The organism is Sorangium sp. So ce836 (assembly GCF_028553905.1).
Taxonomy (GTDB): domain Bacteria; phylum Myxococcota_A; class Polyangia; order Polyangiales; family Polyangiaceae; genus Sorangium; species Sorangium cellulosum_D.
Window position 1 is genome coordinate 8,677,297 of the sequence record NZ_CP102233.1, and the last position, 20,477, is coordinate 8,697,773.

Below are 20,477 nucleotides of genomic sequence, written 5' to 3' on the forward strand. Positions count from 1 at the left end.
GCCTCTCTGGGTTGCCCGCGGCATGAGAACCTGCCGCTGTGTCGCACAGGAACGACGCTGTGAGCGCGTGATCCGGACGGAACAAAGCACGCGCGGGCGGAGGAGGTTTGGTAGCATCGTCCATGCAATGCCCGGCGACAGATGGCCGTCGACGAAGAGCCTCGGCACCACAGCCTCGATGCAGATTTGCGCGCCGGTCACCGGACCCGTGGGCTCGGGGGCGGGCATCGTGCTGCTCTATGCGCCCAATTACGAGCAGTTTCGCCCGGCGTACGCCCTGCCCGAGTCGGGCTCGGTCCTCGGCCGCGACCCGAGCGCGGACATCTGCGTACCGACGCGCACCGCGTCGCGCCTGCACGCCCGCATCGAGCGGCGCGGGGGCGTGTGGCAGCTCTTCGATCTCGGCGGCCGCAACGGCACGCTGCACAACGGCGAGTTCGTCGCCGAGGCCGTCCTCGCGCACCTCGACGAGATCCGGATCGGCGACGCCATCTTCAAATTCGTCGAGAGCGACGCCGAGAGCCACGCGCATTACCGCATCGACGGCGCCTACTTCGACGATCCGGACGCGCCGGCGAAGCCCCGGCCGCGCGCCTCGACGAGCCGGATCGTCGGCGGCTACCAGAGCCAGCGCCTCGCCGGGAGCCTGCGCGAGATCGCGCGCAGCGAGCTGTCGGTGCTGATCCTCGGCGAGAGCGGGACCGGAAAGGAGATCTTCGCCGAGCAGCTCCACGACTGGAGCGGCAGGCGCGGGCCGCTCCATGTCGTCAACTGCGCGGCGATCCCCGCCGCGCTCATCGAGGGGGAGCTCTTCGGACACCGGCGCGGCGCCTTCTCGGGCGCCGACCGCGACCGGGTGGGCCTCCTCCGCGCGGCCCATCAGGGCACGCTCCTGCTCGACGAGATCGGGGATATGCCGCTCGAAGCCCAGGCGAAGCTCCTCCGGGTGATCCAGTCGAAGGAGGTCATGCCGCTCGGCGCGTCGCAGCCCGAGCAGGTCGACGTGCGGATCGTCGCCGCCACGCACCGCGACCTCGACGCGCTCCAGCAGTCGGGCGCCTTCCGCGCCGACCTGTTCGCCCGCCTGAACGAGCTCAGCATCACGCTGCCCCCCCTGCGCGAGCGCAAGGAAGACATCTTCTCGCTGTGCGTCGCGCTCGCGAGGCGCCACGGTCGGCCCGAGGCGCGCCCCAGCATGGCGTTCATGGCGGGCCTGCTCCACCACGATTTTCCCTACAACGTGCGGGAGCTCGAGGCGCTCATCAAGCGCTGGGCCGCCAGGGCGCGCAGCGCCGAGCTCGACGTCGAGGACCTCAGCGACGAGATCCGGGACCGGATGCGGAGCTACGGCGCCCGGAGCTCGGCGTCGCAGCCGCCGCCCGCGGACGAGGCCCGCGCCACGCTGGCCCCGGAGGGCGAGGCGGCGCCCCCGTCCGGCGAGGGCGCCGACGCGCTGAGGGGGACGCTGCCCCCGCGGGCCTCCCCGGACGAGAAGGTGCTGCGGGAGCTCCTGGTCCAGCAGCGGGGCAACGTCGCCGCGGTGGCGCGCGAGCTCGGGAGGGATCGCGCGCAGGTGCACCGGTGGATCCGGCGGTACAACATGAACATCGACGACTTCCGCTGACCCGACGCGGCGGTCGACGCCGGCTATTCGAAGCGCTGGGGGAGGAGCGGGTCGCTCGCGTCCGCGGGGGGCGGCGCCGCGGCAGGCGCCGCGCTCGCCGCCGCTGCGGGCCGAGGTTTCCTCGCCGGGCTCGCGGAAGCCCGGCGCGATGCCTGCTTTCGCTTTGCCGCGGCGACGGCGGCGTCGGCGGCGACGACCTCGGTCTCCGCATCGCCCTCGAGGACCCGCGCGTCGTGGACCTCGCCCGGGATCCCGGGCAGGGCCGCGATGCCGTCCTTCCGCGCCGCGGGCGCCCTGTCGATCTCCGCCGAGGCTCCCCCGGAGGCGATGACCCGCCCGATCCGGCGCGCGATCGGGGACGCCTCGGGCATCGGCGAGGGCGCCGGGCACTCGACCGAGGGCGCCTCCAGCGCGCCGCGGATCGCGCGCTGCACCCCGATGGACGCCGCGCCGGCCGGCCAGGGCATCGCGGCCCCGCCGAGGCCCGCGGCGAGCAGCGCGAAGGCGGAGAGCCGCAACCTGGTCCGGTCCCGGTGCGGCGGCGGCGCGGGCTCGTTCGGCGGTCGCTCCGGCCGCTCGTCGACGCCGTGGTCCCGGCCGAGCGTCGGCTCGCCGTGGACGCCGTGGTCCCGGCCGAGCGTCGGCTCGCCGCGGACGCGGTAGTCCCGGCTGAGCGTCGGCTCGCCGCGGACGCGGTAGTCCTGGCTGAGCGTCCGCTCGTCCGGGAGCGCGGTCCCGCTGTCCAGCGGGAGGTCCTTCCACCGCTGCGCGCCGCCCGCGCCGCTCGCGGGGCGCCGGGGCGCGCGCGCCCTCACCCGCGGCTCGAACCGCGGGGCGACCGTGAGGCGCTCGGACGGCGCCAGGGGGACGAGCAGGCTCTCGTCCAGCGCGAGAGGGTCCTCGCCGAGCAGCGGCAGGAGGGCGTCGCGCATCGCCGAGGCGCTCGGATACCGGTCGGCCGGCTGGTACTGGAGCGCGCCGTCGATGACCGCCGCGACCTCGGGCGGGACCCACGGCGCGAAGTCCTGGACCGGCGCGGGCAGGTCGGCGACCAGGGCGGCGATGAGCTCTCCGACCGCCTTGACGTCCTCGGTCGGCGTTCGACCGGCCAGCGCGCGGTAGAGCACGACCCCGAGCGACCAGAGGTCGGTCCGATGATCGATGTCCTTGATGCCCCGCGCCTGCTCGGGGGACATGTAGCGCGGCGTCCCGAGCACGTGGCCGGACCACGTGAGCCCCGTGGTATCCCGGCGAGGATCGTGGGCTGGCCGGATCTTCGCGACGCCGAAGTCGAGCAGCTTGACGACGAGCCCGCCGCCGCCCTCGCGCCGCGCGAGGAACAGGTTGGCCGGCTTGATGTCCCGGTGCACGACCCCGGCTTCGTGCGCCCTCTCCAGGCCGACGCACGCCTGGGCCACGATCCGGAGCGCGAGCCTGGGGGGCAGCGGGCCGAGGCGGTCGAGGAGGTGCGCGAGGTCCTCGCCGCGGAGGAGCTCCATGACCAGGAACGGCGAGCCCGTCGCCTGGTCCACGTCGGCGTCGAGCACGCGGACGATGTGCTCGGTCCGGATGGCGCTCGCGGCCCTCGCCTCGCGCTCGAACCGGCCCAGGGCGGACCGGCCGTGGGCGAGCTCCGGGGAGAGGACCTTCACGGCGACGCGGCGCTGCAGCGCGACGTCATCGGCCTCGTAAACGGCCCCCATCCCCCCTTGGCCGATCAGCCGGCCGAGGGCGTACCTACCGTTCAACGTCGTAGTGTCCACGAGAAGCATGTCCAATCAGGCGCGTTGGACCCTGGCTCGAGCCCGGGTCTGCGGCAGCGCTTGCATTTCCGATGCCAGGCTCACGCGGGAGAGCGCCCGGTCGTGGCGGCTCCGGTTCGCGGCGCTCGCGCGACGGTTTCTACATCGCGTGAGCCCCGCGGGAGGGGAGCTTTCCCCCGTTGATCTCCTGCCCGTCTTCAGGCGGCGGACCGGAGCCAGGGGCCCGCGGGGGCCCCCGCCGCCGCCCTTCACCCCGCCTTCGACAGCGCGAAGCCCGCGTACCCCTGGGCCGCGACCTCCTCGCACCGCTTCCTGTAGGCGCCGACGCCGCCGGCATACGGCATGAGGACGCGCGGCTTGCCAGGGATGTTGGCCCCGACGTACCAGGAATTGGCCAGCGGATAGAGCGTGCCGTCAGCCACCTCCCTGACGTGCGCGCCCCACCTGTCCTCCGCCTCGGCGGTGGCCTCGATGCGCTCGAGGCCGCGCGCGCGCAGGTACGCGAGGCAGTCGGCGATCCACTCCACGTGCTGTTCGATGGAGACGATCGCGTTGCTGAACACCGACGGGCTGCCCGGGCCGGTGATGGTGAACAGGTTCGGGAATCCGGCGACGGCGATGCCGAGGTACGCGCGCGGGCCGTCGGCCCACCGCTGCTTCAGCGACGCGCCGCCCCTGCCGCGGAGGTCGATGCGGGTCAGGGCGCCCGTCATCGCGTCGAAGCCCGTCGCGAGCACGAGGCAATCCAGCGCGTGCTCCGCGCTCCGCGTCCGGAGCCCCCGCTCCGTGATCTCCTCGATCGGCGACGCCTTCAGGTCGACCAGGGTGACGTTGTCCCGGTTGAACGTCTCGTAATAGCGGGTATCGACGCAGAGGCGCCGGGTGCCGAGCGGGTATTCTCGCGGGCACAGCGCCTCGGCGACCGCGGGGTCGCGGACCGTCGCGCGGATCTGGGACCGGACGAACTCGGCGGCCGTCTCGTTGGCCTCGCGGGAGCGCATCACGTCCGAGAACGTGACGAGGAACGACGTGCCGCCCTGCTCCCATCGCGCCTTGTACGCGCGCTCCCGCTCCTCGGGCGGCACCTCCAGCGCAGACTTCGGGTTGACGTCCATGACGACCCCGGCGCGCGTCTCGCGGGCCTTGCGCCGGTACTCGGCGTAGCTCTCCTTCATCCACGCTTCGTAGGCCGGGTCCAGGGGCGCGTTGCGCGCCGGCACGCTGAAGCAGGGGGTCCGCTGGAACACGAAGAGTCGAGCCGCCTGCTCGGCGATGGCGGGGATGATCTGGACGCCGGACGAGCCGGTGCCGAGGACGCCGACGCGCCTGCCGCGGAAGTCGACGCCTCCGTGCGGCCAGCGGCTCGTGTGGTACCGCTCGCCCTGGAAGCGCTCGATCCCCGGGAGATCGGGCGCCTTCGCCGCGGACAAGCAGCCCGTGGCCATGATCAGGAACCCGGCGGTCACGCTCGCGCCGTCGCCGGTCCGGATGGCCCACCGGCCCGTCCCCTCGTCGAAGGCGGCCGCGGTCACGCGCGTCCCGAGCTGGATGTCCCGGCGGAGCTCGAACCTGTCCGCGACGTGCTCCAGATAGCGCAGGATCTCCGGCTGGGTGGCGTAGCGCTCGGTCCACTTCCACTCTTGTTGGAGCTCGGGCGAGAACGAATAGGAGTAGTCCATGCTGGGGATATCGCAGCGCGCGCCCGGGTAGCGGTTCCAGAACCACGTGCCGCCCACCCCGCTGCCCGCCTCGTAGACCCGCGCCGAGAGGCCGAGCTGGCGCAGGCGGTAAAGCATGTACAGCCCCGCGAACCCGGCGCCGACCACGACCGCATCGAAGCGGCCCATAGGCGCCGCGCCGCCCCCCGAACGATTCGACTCCACCTCGGACATGATGTTCGCCTCCCTCCGGACACGGATGTGCGCGCGGCGCTGCTCGCCCCGCGCGGCGTTTGCGATGATGCGTGCGGCGCGGCGCCGCCCCCGGCGACGGCCCTCAGGCCCGGTGGACGTTCCAGGCGAGCGCCATCAAGCTCACGACCAGCACCACGCCGAGGTGCAGCAGGCCGCTCCACCCCAGCGCCGACAGGAGCGCTCCGGACGAGAGCGACGCCGCGCCGCTTCCGGCGAATACGCACAGATCGTTGACGCCCTGCGCGCGAAAGCGCTCGGCGCCCGAGCGGCTGCGCGCGACAAGGGTCGTCGCGGTCACGAACACATAACACCACCCGATCCCGACCAACGAAAGGCCGACGAGGTGCCCTTCGAACCCCGGGACCCAGCTGATCATGAAGCCCACGAGCAGGAACGCGAGCCCGACGCCCTGGAGCGCCGCGATCGACATCCGCTGGAGCAAGGCGCCGACCGAGAGCGACGGCAGGTACATGCTCAAGAGGTGCACCTCGATCACCCAGCTCGCCTCCTTGACCGAGCGCTGCTCGACGCCGCACATCTGCAAGGGCGTCGGCACCATGATCAGGCTCATCACCAGGAAGGCGCCGGCGCCCATGGCGACCATCGGCCAGTACAGGGCCCGCGCGCGCGCGTCGGGCGCGGCGGAGGCCCCGGCGGCGAGCGCCTCCTGCGGCCGGTACGCCGCGAACGAGAGCGCCGAGATCGCCTGGAGCGCCGCCAGGATCAGCAGGGTGTATGGCATATAGCTGGACGTCCGCCCCTCCAGCAGGCCGAAGAGCGAGATGCCGGGGACGATGCCCGCCGCGCTGGCGAGCTGGATCATCGTCAGCAGGCGCGGCGCGCGGCCGCTCGGCTGCCCTTCGAGGATCGCGAAGCGATATTGCTGCACGAAGGCGCCGTGCAGCCCGACGCCGAGGACCGCCGTGCAGAACAGCGCGAAGTCCGAGCGCTCGACCGCGCGCGCGGCGAGCGCGAGGCAGCCGGCGGACAGGAGCGCCGCGGCGATGAAGCAGGGCCGGCGCCCGAAGCGCCGCATCAGCTGGCTCGCCGGCCAGGTGCCCAGCGCCGAGGACAGCACCAGCGCGGCCACCGGCGCGGTCGCGAGCCGCATGTCCCTCGCGAGCCGCTCGCCCACCAGGCTGCCGACGAACTGGATCGAGACCACGCCGGCGATCCCGACGACCTGACACAGCAGCAGGACCGCCGTGTTGACGGACGCGGCCGGCGCGGCGGCGAGCGCTCGGCGGGTCAACGGGCGCGCTCCGCGCCGGGCCGCGAGGGCTGGTCTTCCGCCTCCAGCGCCGCGATGGCGTCCAGGGACAGGCCGAGGCGCTCGCTCAGGAAACGCACCATCGTCCAGTGGGGCAGCGCGCCCTCGTCGAAGGGGCCGAACTCCGCGCGGTAGAGCGGCAGCCAGCGCAGCGCCTCCTCGAGCGCCTGCTCCCGGCTGGGCTGCGTCTCCTGGTAATCCTCGTACGGCAAGCTGCGGTGGTGGATGAAGAAGCGCCCCGGCAGGCGCTCCTCGCACAGCTCGCGGTACTCCCGCGTCTGCAAGATGAGGTAGTGCCAGACCTCGTCGATCGCCTGCTCCACGGGCAGGAACAGGCCGGCCAGCCGCTCCGGGTAGCGCGAGACCAGGTACAGGTACCTCAGACACTCGATGACCTGGCGCTCGACGTACGCGGGCTCGTCGCCGGTGGTCCGCGCGAAGTGCCGCACGATCCCGGAGAAGAAGGCGTCATCGAGCAACGCCTTCAGCGCGGCGGCGGTCACCCTGGGCTGTTCCGTCTTCATACGTCACCTCGCTCCGAGGCCTCGGTCTCCTGCACCAGCCATGCGTATTTCCCGGACTTGCCGATCGCGATGTGCTCGCGGTGCTCGAGGGCGCAGTCGAGCGCGGCGCCGTCCGAGATCGCCTGTCGCAGCGCGCGCGCCGCGGCCGCCCCGATGGGCCTGCCGTCGAACGTGGTGAACAGGAGCCGCGCCTCCCGCGGGCCGCTCGGGCGGAGCTGGTAGACGAAGATGGACGGCGCGGACGCGGCGATCCAGTCGTCGAGGTGGGCCTGGGAGAGCAGGCCGCCGCGCCCGAGCCGCAGCAGCTCTCGCTCGCGCCCACAGAACCGCCGGATGCGGCGCGGGTCGGGCGAGCCGTCGACCGTCTCGGCGCAGTCGCCCGAGCGATAGCGGATCAGCGGCATGTGGGGGTTGCGCACGCTCGACACGATGAGGCTGTAGATCGCGCTGCCCTCCTCGACCGGGATCAGCTCCAGGAGCATCTTGTCGAGGTAGGGCCAGTATCGCCCGTGACGATCGCTGTAATACAGATACCCGAGCTCGGTGCTGCCGAACAGGTCGATGATCGGGCAGTCGAAGCGCTGCTGGAGGAACCGCCGCACGTTCCTCGGCGTGTACTCGTAGGCGTGGACGACGCTGGCCGGCCTCGGGAAGCGCTGCCACGCGCCCGAAGAGAGCGCCTTTTGCGCGAGGTGAGCGAGGTGGTAGCTGTCGCAGTCGAGGTGGAACAAGCCTCGCGGATGCGCCGTCTGGACGGCGGTCATCTCGCCGAGCATGCGCTCCACGTCGCTGCGCTCCCAGAGCGCCGGGTCGAGCTGCAGGTTGAGGTAGAGCGTCCGCTCGTCGAGCCGGCGCTCCTCGAGGCTCGGGCGCGCCGGCGCCGGGGCGCCGCGCCGCTTCGCGTTGAGCCGCGCCACGTGCTCGGTCGCCAGCACGGTGGTGAGCGAGACGCGCTGGCAGCCCTGCTGCCAGGTGACGGCGATGTCGGGGTGCTCGCTCCACAGCCGGTAATAGGACTTGAGCAGGAAGAAGGGCGGGCGGATGATCTGCATCCGCGCGTGGTTGGTCCCGGTCGAGAGCACGAGCTCCGCCTCGCCGGCCTCGAGCGCCGCGGCGAGCCTCGGGGTCATCCAGTTGTCCGGAAAGCCCCTGGCGATCTCCGGCTTCTCGAGGATCGGGAACGAGCCCGCCTCGATGGACGCGCGGTAGATGGGGATGTCCCTGACCTCTTCGATCATCGCGGCGAGCGTCTGTCGTTGGGCGTCCATCGGTCGACTCCGGAAGACGGCCGGGCGGGCCATCGAGAAGCGTTGTTCCCTGGGTCCGGGCGGCCGCGAGCGAGGCAGAAGCCCGCAACAGCGATGGCGCTCCGCCTCGCTCGCCGACCCGGGTGGCCCTGTCAGCTGATGCAGCCGGCCTTCTTCGAGATGCAGCCGGCCTTCTTCGAGATGCAGCCGGCCTTCTTCGAGATGCAGCCGGCCTTCTTCGAGATGCAGCCGGCCTTCTTCGAGATGCAGCCGGCCTTCTTCGAGATGCAGCCGGCCTTCCTCGAGATGCAGCCGGCGTCGAGGGTCGCTTCACCGGCCGAGTTGGCCGCGACCCACTGATTCCAGAGACGGTCCTGGGCGATCTGCCGAATCAGGTGTTCCATTCGAGCCTCCTAGATCGTGATGGTGTTGATGCGTGAACAGCGCACACGTCCACGACCCGCGCGCTGCCGCGGTCGCGTGCTCGACGGCATGGCAAACACGGATTGTGTGCAGCCCGACCGTCCAGCTGACTATATGGGTCCAGGAAAGGGGGTCAAGGAGCGGAGCCCGGGCTGGATCGCGTTGTCCGGACATCGATCAAGAGGGATGGCCGGTGGGCGGCGCGGCTATCGCCACGCATCACGCAGCGAGCGCACCATTCAACCGATACGATAAGATTTCGGCGCAGACGTCTGTGAGCACACCCGGATGGTGTCGTAGATGGTGTCGTAGCAGATGCACCGATTCGTCCGCGGAGCGCACCCCGATCTCGTCGGCCGGGCCGGCCTGGTCAAGCTGCCGGACGGACGGCACGGGCTCCGCTTTTCGTGTAGATCGATGCAGGAGCGCGTGCGTAGGTGGGGGGACGCGGCGGTTCCGCTCCGCCGCGCGAACGGCGAGAGACAGCGATGGCCAACGCAGATCGAGACAGCGAAACGGGAGCGCGCGTGTGGACCGGAGCCGGCGGGGGCGACCTCGACGCGCCGCTGCGGCAGCGGCGCCCGCGGCGCCCGGTCCGGAGGTGGCGCGAGGCCGCGTGCGGCCTGACGGGGGTGCTCGCGGCCGGCGCGCTCGGGCTGGGGACCGCGGGCTGCGCGCGCGCCGCTCCGGACCGGTCAGGGACGGCCGCCGTCGAGGCCAGACCGGTCGCCAGCGCCGCGCCCGTCGCCAGCGCCGCGCCCGTCGCCAGCGCCGCCGCGAGCGCCGGCGCCGCGGCGAGCGCCGGCGCCGCGCCCACCGCAGACGCCGCGCCCGCGGTCAGCGCCGCGCCGGCCGCGACGCCGCCGGCGGCGGCCGCCGCGGGGTGGCGGTTCGAGAGCTCCCTCGGCGTGCAGATCGAGGTCCCGGCGGACTGGGCCGTCAACGACTACGGCTGCAACATGAGCGACAGGCCCACCGTCGTCCGGGCACAGGTGTACCAGCTCGCGTGCCTGACGCCGGAGAAGCCGACGAAGCAGGTCGCGCAGATCGGCGCCGATGCACCGGAAGAGGTGAAGAAGGGCCCGGAGTTCACGCGCCGCGACGTGTCGCTCGGCGGCGTGAGCGCCGAGCGCACGGAGGGGCGGGGCGCGGACGGCCGCCATTTCGGCTGGCTGAGGATCCCGTCGCGGCAGATCCTGATCTCGGTCCGGACCCACGATCCCGAGCTCACCCGCCGGATCCTCGACAGCGCGCAGCTCGTCGGCGTCGATCACAACGGCTGCCCTGACAGGCGCCCTTCCAAGGCGGCGCACCCCGGCGCGCGCTCGGCCATGGCGCCTCGCGACCCGGCGTCGATCTCCATCTGCTACTACGGCCCGAGGGGCGACGTGCTGCGGACCTCCGCGCGCCTGTCCGGGCGAGAGGCGGCCGAGCTGGCCGCCGCCCTCGGCTCGTCGAGGCCCGGGCCCAACCCCGATGTCGATCCCAAGCAGTGCCTGCACCCGCCTGCGCCGCCCCCGGCAGATGCGGTGTTGCTCGTGGAGGACGCCGCCGGCAAGGGCGCGATCCATGTCGCGTTCTCCGGCTGCACCGGGCGCGGCCTGGACAACGGCGCGCTGCGCGCGCACGTCAACCTGCCGATCATCCAGCGCATCATGATCCCGCTGGGCACCGGCTTCACGTTCAACGGCGATCTGAGCCCCTGAACGGCGCACCGCGGCTCCCCCGGCGCGATCGCGGGCGCGCAAACCGGTGACGAGGGACGAGCTGAGCCCGCGGCCGCCTGAACGGCCGCGAAGCTCGGAGTTCAACGCAAAATCGCAAAGGCGCCCAAAGACAAGATGGGAGAGGCAAGCGCCGCATGGCTAGGCTCGTCCGTTTCACACGGAGGGAACCACAGTCGGGTACGGAGCTCCTTGCCCCTCCTCACCCTCTTTTCTTGCGCCTTTGCGCCTTTGCGCCTTTGCGTTAAAATCTCTCTCGCCAGGAGCAACAGCATCGCTCCAGCGGCGCCTCGCGCGGCCCGCCCGCACGCCACGGCACCGATCACCCCGCCCCCCGCGAGCGCCCTCGCGCGCGCCTGTCCCCCCGAGGATCCATGGGAAAGACCTTCTCCGAGCTGGACGACGACCTCACCGGCTTCCTCGCCGAGCAACACCTCTTCTTCGTCGCCTCCGCCCCCTCGGGCAGCGGCGGGCACGTCAACCTGTCGCCGAAGGGGCACGACACCTTCCGCGTCCTCGACCCCCGGACCGTGGCCTACCTCGACCTCACCGGCAGCGGCGTCGAGACCATCGCGCACCTCCGCGACAACGGCCGCATCACGCTGATGTTCTGCGCGTTCTCCGGCCCGCCCCGCATCGTGCGCCTGTACGGCCGCGGCGAGCCGGTCTTCCCCGGCGACCCGCGCTTCGACGCGCTCGCGGGCCTGTTTCCGCGGCTCCCGGGCGTCCGGTCGGTGATCCGCGTCGCGCTCGAGCGCGTCGCCACGTCGTGCGGATACGCCGTGCCGCGCATGGCCTACGAGGGCGAGCGAGATACGCTGTCGAAGTGGGCGGAGCGCAAGGGGAAAGAGGGCCTCTCGCGGTACCGGCGGGAGAAGAACGCGGCGAGCATCGACGGCCTGCCAGGCCTGCCCCATCCGCCCGCAGACGAGTGATCCGGCGGAGCCGGCGCGGCCCCGCCCGGCGCTCGTCGGCGGGAGCCCCGGTCTCGCGCACGCCGGGGCGGCTGTCCCGTGGCCGGGAACAGGACAACCCAAGCGCCGGGACTACGGATCTTCCGGGATGGTCACGGCGATGCTCTCGGTCGGCAGGGTGAAGGGCACGGTGATGGCCGGGAGCGGCGACGAGGCGATCCCCGTCTCCTCGTCGCGCTCCAGGAATACCGTGATCTTCAGCTCATGGGCTCCGTCGCCGACGAGCTCGAAGCGGTCGCACGTCTCGTACTCCTCTTCGAGCGAAGGGCTGAGGCAGCCGGCGACCACCGAAGCCGACTCGGCGAGACGCCCGTGCCAGTCGATCGTGACCGACGCGCCGGGCGCGATCTCCTCGAACACCGGCCCGACCAACGGGCCGCCGGGCTCGCCCATGAGCAGGCCCTCGCAGGTCGGCAGCTTGGAGCCGAACAGGTTCGTGCCGTCGATCCACCAATCGATCGACCCGAATTCGCTCACGGAATAGTACACGGGCGTGCTCCGCTCGTTCGTCACGACGATCGAGATCGGCTCGTCGAGCGCCTCGTCATCGCGCATGGCATCGCAGCTCTCCTCGCCGCCGGCGCCGCCGCCGCCGCCGGTCTCCTCGCCACCGGCGCCGCCGCCGCCGGTTTCCTCGCCACCGGCGCCGCCGCCGCCGGTTTCCTCGCCACCGGCGCCGCCGGAGCCGCCGTCACCCCCCGAGCAGGCAACGAGGAATGCGCTCGCCATGAACGCGTGCAGCAAGGAACCCCTCAAGATCGAGAAAGAAGGCATGCTGTTCTCCCGGGAGCCGCTGGCGCTCGACGACAAAAATGTGCCGTAGGCGAGGCACGGCTTCCGTTGGCACTGATCAATCACAGTTCGTGCCCGCCACGAAAACGGGCCTGTCTTACGGCTTGGCACACTTCGCCTTGGCGCATTTGTGCCACAACGCGCCGCGGCCAATGAGCTCGACTGTGCCGTGACACAGATCGTCTCGGTGATCGCGACCTGGGCCACCGCGCCCTCGGCCAGGCTCGGCGGGCGTACCGCCGATTCCTCCTGCGGCGGTCCCGCATCCCTAACGTCATCGATCATCTGCACCACGTCGGCCACGTCGCGCGCGTCTTCGATCTCGACGGCGCCCGCGTCTCCCTCGTCGCCGACGCCGATCTGGAGGCGCTCCTGCCGGGCGAGCGGGCCGCGGCGCTCCCGGCCTTCGTCGCCTACGCGGTCGCGGTGCGCGACGCCTCCGCCGCGCGGATGCTCCTGGAAGCGAACGGCTTCCCGCTGAGGGCGTCGGCCTCGGGCGACCTCTTCGTCCCAGCCGCGGCGGCGCGCGGCGCCGCGATCCTGTTCCGGCAGGCCGAGGGTGTGAAAGCGAGCTGAACCGTGCGACCATCGGGGAGCGCCGCATGGCACGCCTCCTCCTCGTCGACGACGACGCCTCCCTGCTCGAGGTGCTCGCGCTCGCGTTCCAGGAGGCGGGGCACGCGACGCTCTCCGCGCGCGGCGGGACGGCCGCGCTCGCCCTCCTTCGCAGGATCGAGCAGGTCGACACCACCTCCGATCGCATCGAGACCGTGATTGGCGCCGGCTACCGATTCCGGGCCTTCCGTGGATGACGGGAGGGCGCAGGGCGGCCCGCTCCCCTTCTTCCGCTCGCTGCGCTTCCGGGTGACGGCGCTCGTCGTCGCCGTCCTGTTCGCGCCCACGCTCCTCTACCTGCGCATCGAGCTGCCGCGCCTCGTCGCGATCACCCTGCCGCTGTCGCTGCTGCTCGCCCTCTGGCTCACGGGCCGGTTCGTCCGCCCGCTCGAGGCGCTCCGCCGGCGCGCGCTCGCGAAGATCCACGAGCCCACCCCGAGCGCCGACCTCCCCCTCCAGGGGTCGGCCGAGATGCAGGACGTGGCCGCGGCGTTCAACGCCCTGCTCGCGGCGCTCGCGGAGCGCCGGAAGGCGAACGAGGCGTTCGTCGCGGACCTCGTGCACGAGCTCAAGAGCCCCGTGGCCACGATCCGCGGCTGCGCCGACGCGCTCGCCGAGGCGCCGGCCGAGCGCGAGCGGGCCGCCCGGCTCTCGCGGCTGCTCAAGGAGTCGAGCCACCGGCTCGACACGCTGGTGAGCCAGTTCCTGGAGCTCGCCCGCGCCGAGGCCGGGATGCTCCACGAGACGCGCGAGCGGGTCGACGTCGCGGCGCTCGCGCGGGGGCTCGTCGTGGCCATGGCCGACGACGAGCGCTTCGCCAAGGTCCGCTTCACCGTCTCCGGGGCCGCGAGCGCCCGGGTCGTCGGCGTCGCCCACCGGTTCGAGTCCGTCCTCCGCAACCTGCTCGAGAACGCGGCGTCGTTCTCGGGCGACGGCGGCAAGGTGCACGTGAGCGTCGACGTGGTCGAGGGGAGGCGCGTCGAGATCCGCGTCTCCGACACCGGCCCCGGCATCTCGGTGGAAGATCTCGCGCGGGTGTTCGATCGCCTCTTCACGACGCGCGGGCGCGAGCAGGGCAGCGGGCTCGGGCTCGCGCTGGTCCGCGCCGTCGTCGAGGCGCACGGCGGCGCCGTGAGCGCCGCGTCGAACCCGGGGCGGGGCGCCACCTTCGCGGTCGAGCTGCCGCTCGCGCCGGCCGGGTGACCGCGCTCACGCCGGCGCCGCGCGCGAGGGACCGCGCCGCAAAAGCGCCTCTCGGAGAGCGGTCTCCGCCCCGAGCGCGGCGATTCGATGGGCACCCATTTGGTTTGAGCACCAACGAGATCGAGCTTTCCGGTCAGAGCAACAATGTCAAGCGCGAACCGGGTTGCGAAGCCGCGCGGTCGCTCGTGCCACAGCAGCAGAAAGGAAGCACCGCCCCCACCCGGCGCTGCGTCGCGCAATGCGCGTCATTCGTCAGCGGAGCTCTCATGGCGTCCACCGAGAACGGGATGCCGCGCCGCTGTGGCCGAGTGGAGGAGGATGAAGTGATTTTCGTCTAGAGGTGTGAAGGGCGCCCGGGCTACCCTGGAACAGGGTCGTCGACCTTCTGCCCGAGCGCATCCGCTCGTGTTCGTCGAGGTGTGTCGTGAGTTTGAGAACGTCTTATCTGGCTTTGGCGGTGGGATTGCTGCAAGTCGCTGCCGCCTGCGGCGGGGGAGCGCCCTCCACGGGCGATCCCGGCGCAGGCGGCGCGGGGACCGGCACGAACTCGAGTGGATCCGGCGACGAGACCGGAGGCGGCGGCAACGACTTCGGCGTGGGCGTGGGCCAGGGAGGCAGCGGCGGAGAGCGGCCGGATCCCTGCGCCGGCGACGACCCGCCCCCCGAGTGCGAGCTGCCGCAGGAGCCCGCCTGCGGCGACGGCATGATCAACCAGGCCAGCGAGGCGTGCGACGACGGCAACAGCCTGCCCGGCGACTGCTGTTCGGGCCTGTGCGAGATCGAGCCCTACTGCGAGTGTCCCGCGCCCGGCCAGCCGTGCGTGCTGACCATCGCGTGCGGCGATGGCGTGGTCGACCCGGGCGAGTTCTGCGACGACGGCAACACCGCGGACGGCGACGGCTGTAGCGCCGACTGCTTCTTCGTCGACCCCTCGTACGTCTGTCCGAAGCCGGGCGAGCCCTGCACGCTGCTCTACGATTGCGGCGACGGCCGCGTGAACGGCTCGGAGACGTGCGACGACCGCAACAAGGTGTCCGGCGACGGCTGCAGCGCCGACTGCAAGCGCGAGCCGGGCTTCGCGTGCCCTCGGCCCGGGCAGCCCTGCGAGCGCGTGCCGGTCTGCGGCAACGGGGTCAAGGAGACCGGCGAGATCTGCGATGACGGCAACACGGTGGGCGGCGACGGCTGCTCGAGCCTCTGCCGGCAGGAGTCCTTCTACACCTGTCCCACGCCGGGCGAGCCGTGCGAGCTGCTCATCCGGTGCGGCGACGGCCTGGTGGATCCCGGCGAGCTCTGCGACGACGGCAACACGGCGGACGGCGACGGCTGCAGCGCCGACTGCAAGGTGCTCGACCCGCTTTACGTGTGCCCCACGCCGGGCGTGCCCTGCACCCTCCTCTACCGCTGCGGCGACGGCCGCGTGAACAACGGCGAGCAGTGCGAGGACGGCGGCGACCCGCCCGTGTCCGGCGACGGCTGCAGCGCCACGTGCATGCGCGAGCCGGGCTATGTGTGCCGGCGGCCCGGGCAGCCCTGCGAGCGCCTGCCGGTCTGCGGCAACGGGCTCCTGGAGAGCGGCGAGCAGTGCGACGACGGCAACACCGCGGGCGGCGACGGCTGCTCGAGCCTGTGCCGGCAGGAGGCGTTCTACACCTGTCCGACCCCGGGGCAGCCGTGCGAGCTGCTGATCTGGTGCGGCGACGGCGCGCTCAACCCGGGCGAGGTCTGCGACGACGGCAACAACGTGAGCGGCGACGGCTGCAGCGCCGACTGCAAGACGGTGGAGCCGATCTACACGTGCCCCACGCCGGGCGTGCCCTGCACCCTCGTTTACTGGTGCGGCGACGGCCGCGTGAACGGCTCGGAGGAGTGCGAGGACGGCGGCAACCCGCCCGTGTCGGGCGACGGCTGCAGCGCCACGTGCATGCGCGAGGAGGGATATCAGTGCAGCCGGCCGGGCCAGCCGTGCACGCGGCTGCCCGTCTGCGGCAACGGCCTCAAGGAGACCGGCGAGGTGTGCGACGACGGCAACACCGCGAGCGGCGACGGCTGCTCGAGCCTGTGCCGGCAGGAGGCGTTCTACACCTGCCCGACCCCGGGGCAGCCGTGCGAGCTCCTGATCCGCTGCGGCGACGGCGTGGTGGACCCGGGCGAGATCTGCGACGACGGCAACACGGCGGGCGGCGACGGCTGCAGCGCGGACTGCAAGGCGGTGGACCCGGCGTACGTGTGCCCCGAGCCGGGCAAGCCGTGCATCCTCGTCTACCGGTGCGGCGACGGCCGCGTGAACGGCGGGGAGCAGTGCGACGACGGCGAGGATCCGCCGGTGTCCGGCGACGGCTGCACGGCCGATTGCCGGCTCGAGGAGGGCTGGAACTGCCGGCCGGGCCAGCCCTGCACCGTGAGGACCTTCTGCGGCGACGGCGTGGTGCAGCTCGGCGAGCAGTGCGACGACGGCGGCGGGGTGAGCCCTGTCGGCGGCGACGGCTGCACCCCGCAGTGCAAGATCGAGGTGGGCTGGACGTGCCCGCCGACCGGCGGCCCCTGCACCCCGCCCCCGCCGCCCGTGTGCGGCGACGGCGTGATCGGCGGCTCCGAGCAGTGCGACGACGGCGAGGAGCCGGCCGACGGCGACGGCTGCAGCGCCGACTGCGAGACCATCGAGGACGGGTGGGACTGCTCGCGCGTCGGGTTCCCGTGCAAGACGGTCTGCGGCGACGGGATCAAGGTCGGCGCCGAGCAGTGCGACGACGGCAATGGCGACAGCGGCGACGGCTGCGACGAGACCTGCCGGATCGAGCCCGGCCGGATGTGCGACGATCTCGAGCCCCAGGACTGCAGCGGCTACTCCGACTGCGGCAACGGCATCGTCGAGGGCACCGAGGTCTGCGACGACAACAACGGCAACTGGCGCGACGGCTGCACGCCGGACTGCAAGCGCGAGCCCGACTGCAGGGCCGGCGCGTGCCTCTCGATCTGCGGCGACGGCATCCTCCTGCCCGGCGACGCCACCGAGCAGTGCGACGACGGCAACACCGAGAGCGGCGACGGCTGCTCCGCCACGTGCCGGATCGAGCCGGGCTACGTCTGCACCGTGGCGCCCACCGAGATGCGGCTGCCGATGGTCATCCGCGACTTCATCGGCTGGTGCCCGGACACCTACAACCGCAGCACGAGCAACGCTCAGTGCGACGCCCGCCTGAACGCCAACCCCATCGGGCACTTCGACTTCGAGATCACCCCCTCGGACGGCGCGCAGCTCGACGGCACCGTCCAGCGGACGCTCGACGCCGACGGCAAGCCCGTGAACGCGTACGGCCTCGGCTACTTCGAGCCGGCCCGCAACAACGGCTATACCTCGGGGCAAACCAACTTCCAGTGGTGGTACCGGGACAACCCGCAGTTCAACCGGACGCTCCTCACCACGATCGAGCTGCTCGAGGCGACCCCCGGCAGGTTCGTGTACGAGCGGAGCCCGTTCTGGCCGGTGGACCTCGACCCCCCCGGCGCCGATCCCACGCTCAACAGCCTCCTCTTCACCGGGGACGAGAACGCGCACGACGGCGGGCACAACTTCTACTTCACGAGCGAGGTCCGGTACTGGTTCCAGTTCAACCCGAACCCCGCCGTGGCCGACCCGGTGCTCACCTTCTACGGTGACGACGACGTCTGGGTGTTCATCAAGAACACGCTGACCGTCGACATCGGCGGCATCCACGAGCGCATCCAGGAGAGCGTGACCATCCGGGACGACGGCACCGCCCTCGTGACCCCCTGCACCGGCGCCAACTGCCCGAACCTCGCCCCCTACCCCGTCAACCTCAACCTCGAGGCGGGCAAGGTCTACGAGATCGCGGTGTTCCAGGCCGAGCGCCACGTCACCGGGTCGAACTACCAGCTCACGCTGGCGGGCTTCAGCGCTGGAACGTCGGTCTGCACGCCGCAGTGCGGGGTCGACCCGCCGGTCGTGACGCCGGGCGAGGAGTGCGACGACGGCAGCGCGAACGGGACCGGCTACGGCCAGTGCACCAACTGCCAGCTCGGCGCCTATTGCGGCGACGGCGTGAAGAACGGCCCCGAGGCCTGCGACAACGGCATCAACAACAGCACCTACGCCAACGCCTCGAACGCCTGCGCGCCGGGGTGCGTGGCCCCGCCCCGCTGCGGCGACGGCCTGGTCAACGCGCCGTACGAGGCGTGCGATCTCGGCTCCGGCAACACGGCGAGCGGCTACGGCGGCTGCACGACGGAGTGCGAGATCGGGCCGTCGTGCGGCGACGGCGTCGTCAACGGCAGCGAAGGGTGCGACGACGGCGTCAACGACGGCTTCTACGACACCTGCAACCCGAACTGCACGCCTGCGCCGACGTGCGGCGACGGCCACGTCGACCAGGAGTGGGGCGAGGAGTGCGACGACCCCGCCGACCCGAGCTGCGTTCGCTGCCAGCTCGGCGAGCACTGCGGCGACGGCGTGCTGCAGTCGGAGCTCGGCGAGCAGTGCGACGACGGCATCAACGACGGCGGGTACGGCCAGTGCGCGCCCTCGTGCGTCCTCGGGCCGCGCTGCGGCGACGGCATCGTCCAGCCCGCGGACGAGAGCTGCGATCTCGGCGACGGGATGAACACCGGCGCCTATGGCGGGTGCACCAGCTCGTGCACCTACGGTCCGTACTGCGGCGACGGCGTGGTCAACGGCGCCGAGGCGTGCGACGACGGCGTGAACGACGGCGCCTACGGCACCTGCGCCCAGGGCTGCACGCCGGCGCCGAGGTGCGGCGACGGCCGCGTCGACCGGGACTGGGGCGAGGAGTGCGACAGCAGCGACCCGAGCTGCGTGAACTGCCGGCTCGCCGCGCAGTGCGGCAACGGGATCGTGCAGCCGCAGCTCGGCGAGCAGTGCGACGACGGCGTGAACGACGGCGGCTACGAGCAGTGCGGCCCCGCGTGCCTGTACGGGCCGCGCTGCGGCGACGGCATCGTCCAGCCCGCGGAGGAGGACTGCGATCTCGGCGACGGGCTGAACAACGGCGCTTACGGCGGGTGCACCGCGTCGTGCGACTACGCGCCGTACTGCGGTGATGGCGTGGTCAACGGCGCCGAGGCGTGCGACGACGGCGTGAACGACGGCACCTACGGCACCTGCGCCCCGGGCTGCACGCCGGCGCCGAGGTGCGGCGACAACCACGTCGACGCGGACTGGGGCGAGGAGTGCGACAACGCGGCCGACCCGAACTGCGCGAGCTGCCGGCTCGGCGCGCACTGCGGCGACGGCGTGCCGCAGCCGGAGTTCGGCGAGGAGTGCGACGACGGCATCAACGACGGCGGGTACGGCGAGTGCGCGCCCTCGTGCGTCTACGGGCCGCGCTGCGGCGACGGCATCGTCCAGCCCGCGGAGGAGGACTGCGACCTCGGCGCCGACGAGAACGGCGGCGAGTACGGCGGGTGCACCGCGCTCTGCCAGTACGGGCCGTACTGCGGCGACGGCGTCGTCAACGGCACCGAGACCTGCGACGACGGCGTGAACGACGGCTTCTACGGCAGCTGCCTCCCCGACTGCACGCCGGCGGCCAGGTGCGGCGATAACGACGTCAACGAGGAGTGGGGCGAGCAGTGCGATCCGCCGAACGAGGCCACGGGCTGCAGCAAGAACTGCCGCCTCGGCGCCCAGTGCGGCGACGGGGTCGTTCAAGCCGGCGAGCAGTGCGACGACGGCAAGAACGACGGCGGTTACGGCGAGTGCGGCCCGGGCTGCGTGCTCGGCCCGCGCTGCGGCGACGGCATCCGCAACGGCGACGAGAAGTGCGACGACGGCGACGGCAACAACACCGGCGGCTACGGCAAGTGCGCGCCGGGCTGCGTCTACGGTCCGTACTGCGGCGACGGCATCCGCCAGGCCGCCTACGAGGAGTGCGACGACGGAAACAAGGTGAGCGGCGACGGCTGCAGCCTGACCTGCCAGAACGACGGCATTCCGAAGTAGCCCGTCGCGACCGGGCGCGCGGGGCGCAGGCGCCGAGGCCTGCCCCCGCGAGCCCGGGCGGCCCCGTCCCGAGGGCCGCCGCGCTGCCCATCCCCCTCCCTGAACCACGCGCTCGAGCCCGACGCGGAGCAGCGCCTGGAGCCTGCGCCGCGCCCAGCGGCGAGCTCCTGCCACCGCCTCTCATGGAACGTGGCCTTCGGATCGCGCGCCCGCGGGGGCCGCTCGGCCGGGCTCGACCGCACCCCTGAGCTCTAGAGTCCGCCGGCATCTCCGCCGAGGCTGATCCCGGCAGCTTCGCGGCGGCAGCATCGTCCGACGCCCCATCTCCTTGCGCGTCGCGGGTTGCCTTCCCACGCAACGGCTTGCTGGGGGCGCGTCGAATTCCACGGCGCCACGGAGTGGCATGCCGTTTGTAATACCCTCTC

General features: G+C 72.3%; 14 protein-coding genes. 7 read left to right on the forward strand and 7 right to left on the reverse strand.

Annotated elements, in window-relative coordinates:
* Positions 1-127: 127 nt before the first annotated feature.
* Positions 128-1,624 (forward strand): sigma 54-interacting transcriptional regulator, encoded by a 1,497-nt coding sequence (locus NQZ70_RS31345; RefSeq protein WP_237244209.1) that lies wholly within the window; start codon positions 128-130, stop codon positions 1,622-1,624.
* A 23-nt stretch (positions 1,625-1,647) separates the two neighbouring features.
* Here the strand turns inward: NQZ70_RS31345 and NQZ70_RS31350 are convergent, their stop codons facing one another.
* The 6 genes from NQZ70_RS31350 to NQZ70_RS31375 form a co-directional block, all read right to left on the reverse strand.
* Complete coding sequence (locus NQZ70_RS31350; protein ID WP_272826082.1) at positions 1,648-3,387, reverse strand: serine/threonine-protein kinase; 1,740 nt, start codon at positions 3,385-3,387, stop codon at positions 1,648-1,650.
* A gap of 248 nt (positions 3,388-3,635) precedes the next feature.
* Positions 3,636-5,279, reverse strand: coding sequence for an NAD(P)/FAD-dependent oxidoreductase (locus NQZ70_RS31355; RefSeq protein ID WP_237244210.1), 1,644 nt, complete (start codon positions 5,277-5,279; stop codon positions 3,636-3,638).
* 103 nt (positions 5,280-5,382) lie between these two features.
* Positions 5,383-6,552, reverse strand: a complete 1,170-nt coding sequence (locus tag NQZ70_RS31360) for an MFS transporter (RefSeq protein WP_129577504.1) — start codon at positions 6,550-6,552, stop codon at positions 5,383-5,385.
* Positions 6,549-7,094, reverse strand: coding sequence for a hypothetical protein (locus NQZ70_RS31365; protein WP_129577505.1), 546 nt, complete (start codon positions 7,092-7,094; stop codon positions 6,549-6,551). The genes NQZ70_RS31360 and NQZ70_RS31365 overlap by 4 nt, the downstream gene beginning before the upstream one ends.
* Positions 7,091-8,362: a hypothetical protein gene (locus NQZ70_RS31370; RefSeq protein WP_129577506.1), complete on the reverse strand. Its 1,272-nt coding sequence runs from the start codon at positions 8,360-8,362 to the stop codon at positions 7,091-7,093. The genes NQZ70_RS31365 and NQZ70_RS31370 overlap by 4 nt, the downstream gene beginning before the upstream one ends.
* 131 nt (positions 8,363-8,493) lie before the next feature.
* A complete protein-coding gene (locus NQZ70_RS31375; RefSeq protein ID WP_129577507.1) occupies positions 8,494-8,745 on the reverse strand; it encodes a hypothetical protein in 252 nt (83 codons plus the stop codon).
* Between the two features lie 546 nt (positions 8,746-9,291).
* On the opposite strand from NQZ70_RS31375, the gene NQZ70_RS31380 reads away from it, so the two are divergent.
* Together NQZ70_RS31380 and NQZ70_RS31385 are read left to right on the forward strand one after the other, a co-directional pair.
* Positions 9,292-10,470: a hypothetical protein gene (locus NQZ70_RS31380; RefSeq protein ID WP_237244211.1), complete on the forward strand. Its 1,179-nt coding sequence runs from the start codon at positions 9,292-9,294 to the stop codon at positions 10,468-10,470.
* Between the two features lie 392 nt (positions 10,471-10,862).
* On the forward strand, positions 10,863-11,423 hold the full coding sequence (locus NQZ70_RS31385; RefSeq protein ID WP_129577509.1) for a pyridoxamine 5'-phosphate oxidase family protein: 561 nt from the start codon (positions 10,863-10,865) through the stop codon (positions 11,421-11,423).
* A 111-nt stretch (positions 11,424-11,534) separates the two neighbouring features.
* On the opposite strand, the gene NQZ70_RS31390 is transcribed toward NQZ70_RS31385, so the two are convergent.
* Positions 11,535-12,863 carry a hypothetical protein gene (locus NQZ70_RS31390; protein ID WP_165374267.1) on the reverse strand — a complete coding sequence of 443 codons (1,329 nt, stop codon included), beginning with the start codon at positions 12,861-12,863 and terminating at the stop codon, positions 11,535-11,537.
* Between NQZ70_RS31390 and NQZ70_RS31395 the strand changes: the two genes are divergently transcribed.
* From NQZ70_RS31395 to NQZ70_RS31410, 4 genes are all read left to right on the forward strand, one after another.
* On the forward strand, positions 12,857-13,066 hold the full coding sequence (locus NQZ70_RS31395; RefSeq protein ID WP_129577511.1) for a hypothetical protein: 210 nt from the start codon (positions 12,857-12,859) through the stop codon (positions 13,064-13,066). The two genes, NQZ70_RS31390 and NQZ70_RS31395, sit on opposite strands and share 7 nt — an antisense overlap.
* Positions 13,059-14,072: a sensor histidine kinase KdpD gene (locus NQZ70_RS31400; RefSeq protein WP_165374268.1), complete on the forward strand. Its 1,014-nt coding sequence runs from the start codon at positions 13,059-13,061 to the stop codon at positions 14,070-14,072. The genes NQZ70_RS31395 and NQZ70_RS31400 overlap by 8 nt, the downstream gene beginning before the upstream one ends.
* A gap of 104 nt (positions 14,073-14,176) precedes the next feature.
* The gene (locus tag NQZ70_RS31405; protein WP_129577513.1) at positions 14,177-14,410 is read left to right on the forward strand and encodes a hypothetical protein; all 234 of its coding nucleotides are present in this window, start codon (positions 14,177-14,179) and stop codon (positions 14,408-14,410) included.
* Positions 14,411-14,535: 125 nt separating this feature from the next.
* Positions 14,536-20,052: a DUF4215 domain-containing protein gene (locus NQZ70_RS31410; RefSeq protein ID WP_129581688.1), complete on the forward strand. Its 5,517-nt coding sequence runs from the start codon at positions 14,536-14,538 to the stop codon at positions 20,050-20,052.
* Positions 20,053-20,477: the final 425 nt, after the last annotated feature.

Coding starts and splice junctions, on each gene's coding strand:
- NQZ70_RS31345 (WP_237244209.1), top strand. CDS start 128: ATGCCCGGCGACAGATGGCCGTCGACGAAGAGCCTCGGCACCACAGCC.
- NQZ70_RS31355 (WP_237244210.1), bottom strand. CDS start 5,279: ATGTCCGAGGTGGAGTCGAATCGTTCGGGGGGCGGCGCGGCGCCTATG.
- NQZ70_RS31365 (WP_129577505.1), bottom strand. CDS start 7,094: ATGAAGACGGAACAGCCCAGGGTGACCGCCGCCGCGCTGAAGGCGTTG.
- NQZ70_RS31370 (WP_129577506.1), bottom strand. CDS start 8,362: ATGGACGCCCAACGACAGACGCTCGCCGCGATGATCGAAGAGGTCAGG.
- NQZ70_RS31375 (WP_129577507.1), bottom strand. CDS start 8,745: ATGGAACACCTGATTCGGCAGATCGCCCAGGACCGTCTCTGGAATCAG.
- NQZ70_RS31385 (WP_129577509.1), top strand. CDS start 10,863: ATGGGAAAGACCTTCTCCGAGCTGGACGACGACCTCACCGGCTTCCTC.
- NQZ70_RS31395 (WP_129577511.1), top strand. CDS start 12,857: ATGGCACGCCTCCTCCTCGTCGACGACGACGCCTCCCTGCTCGAGGTG.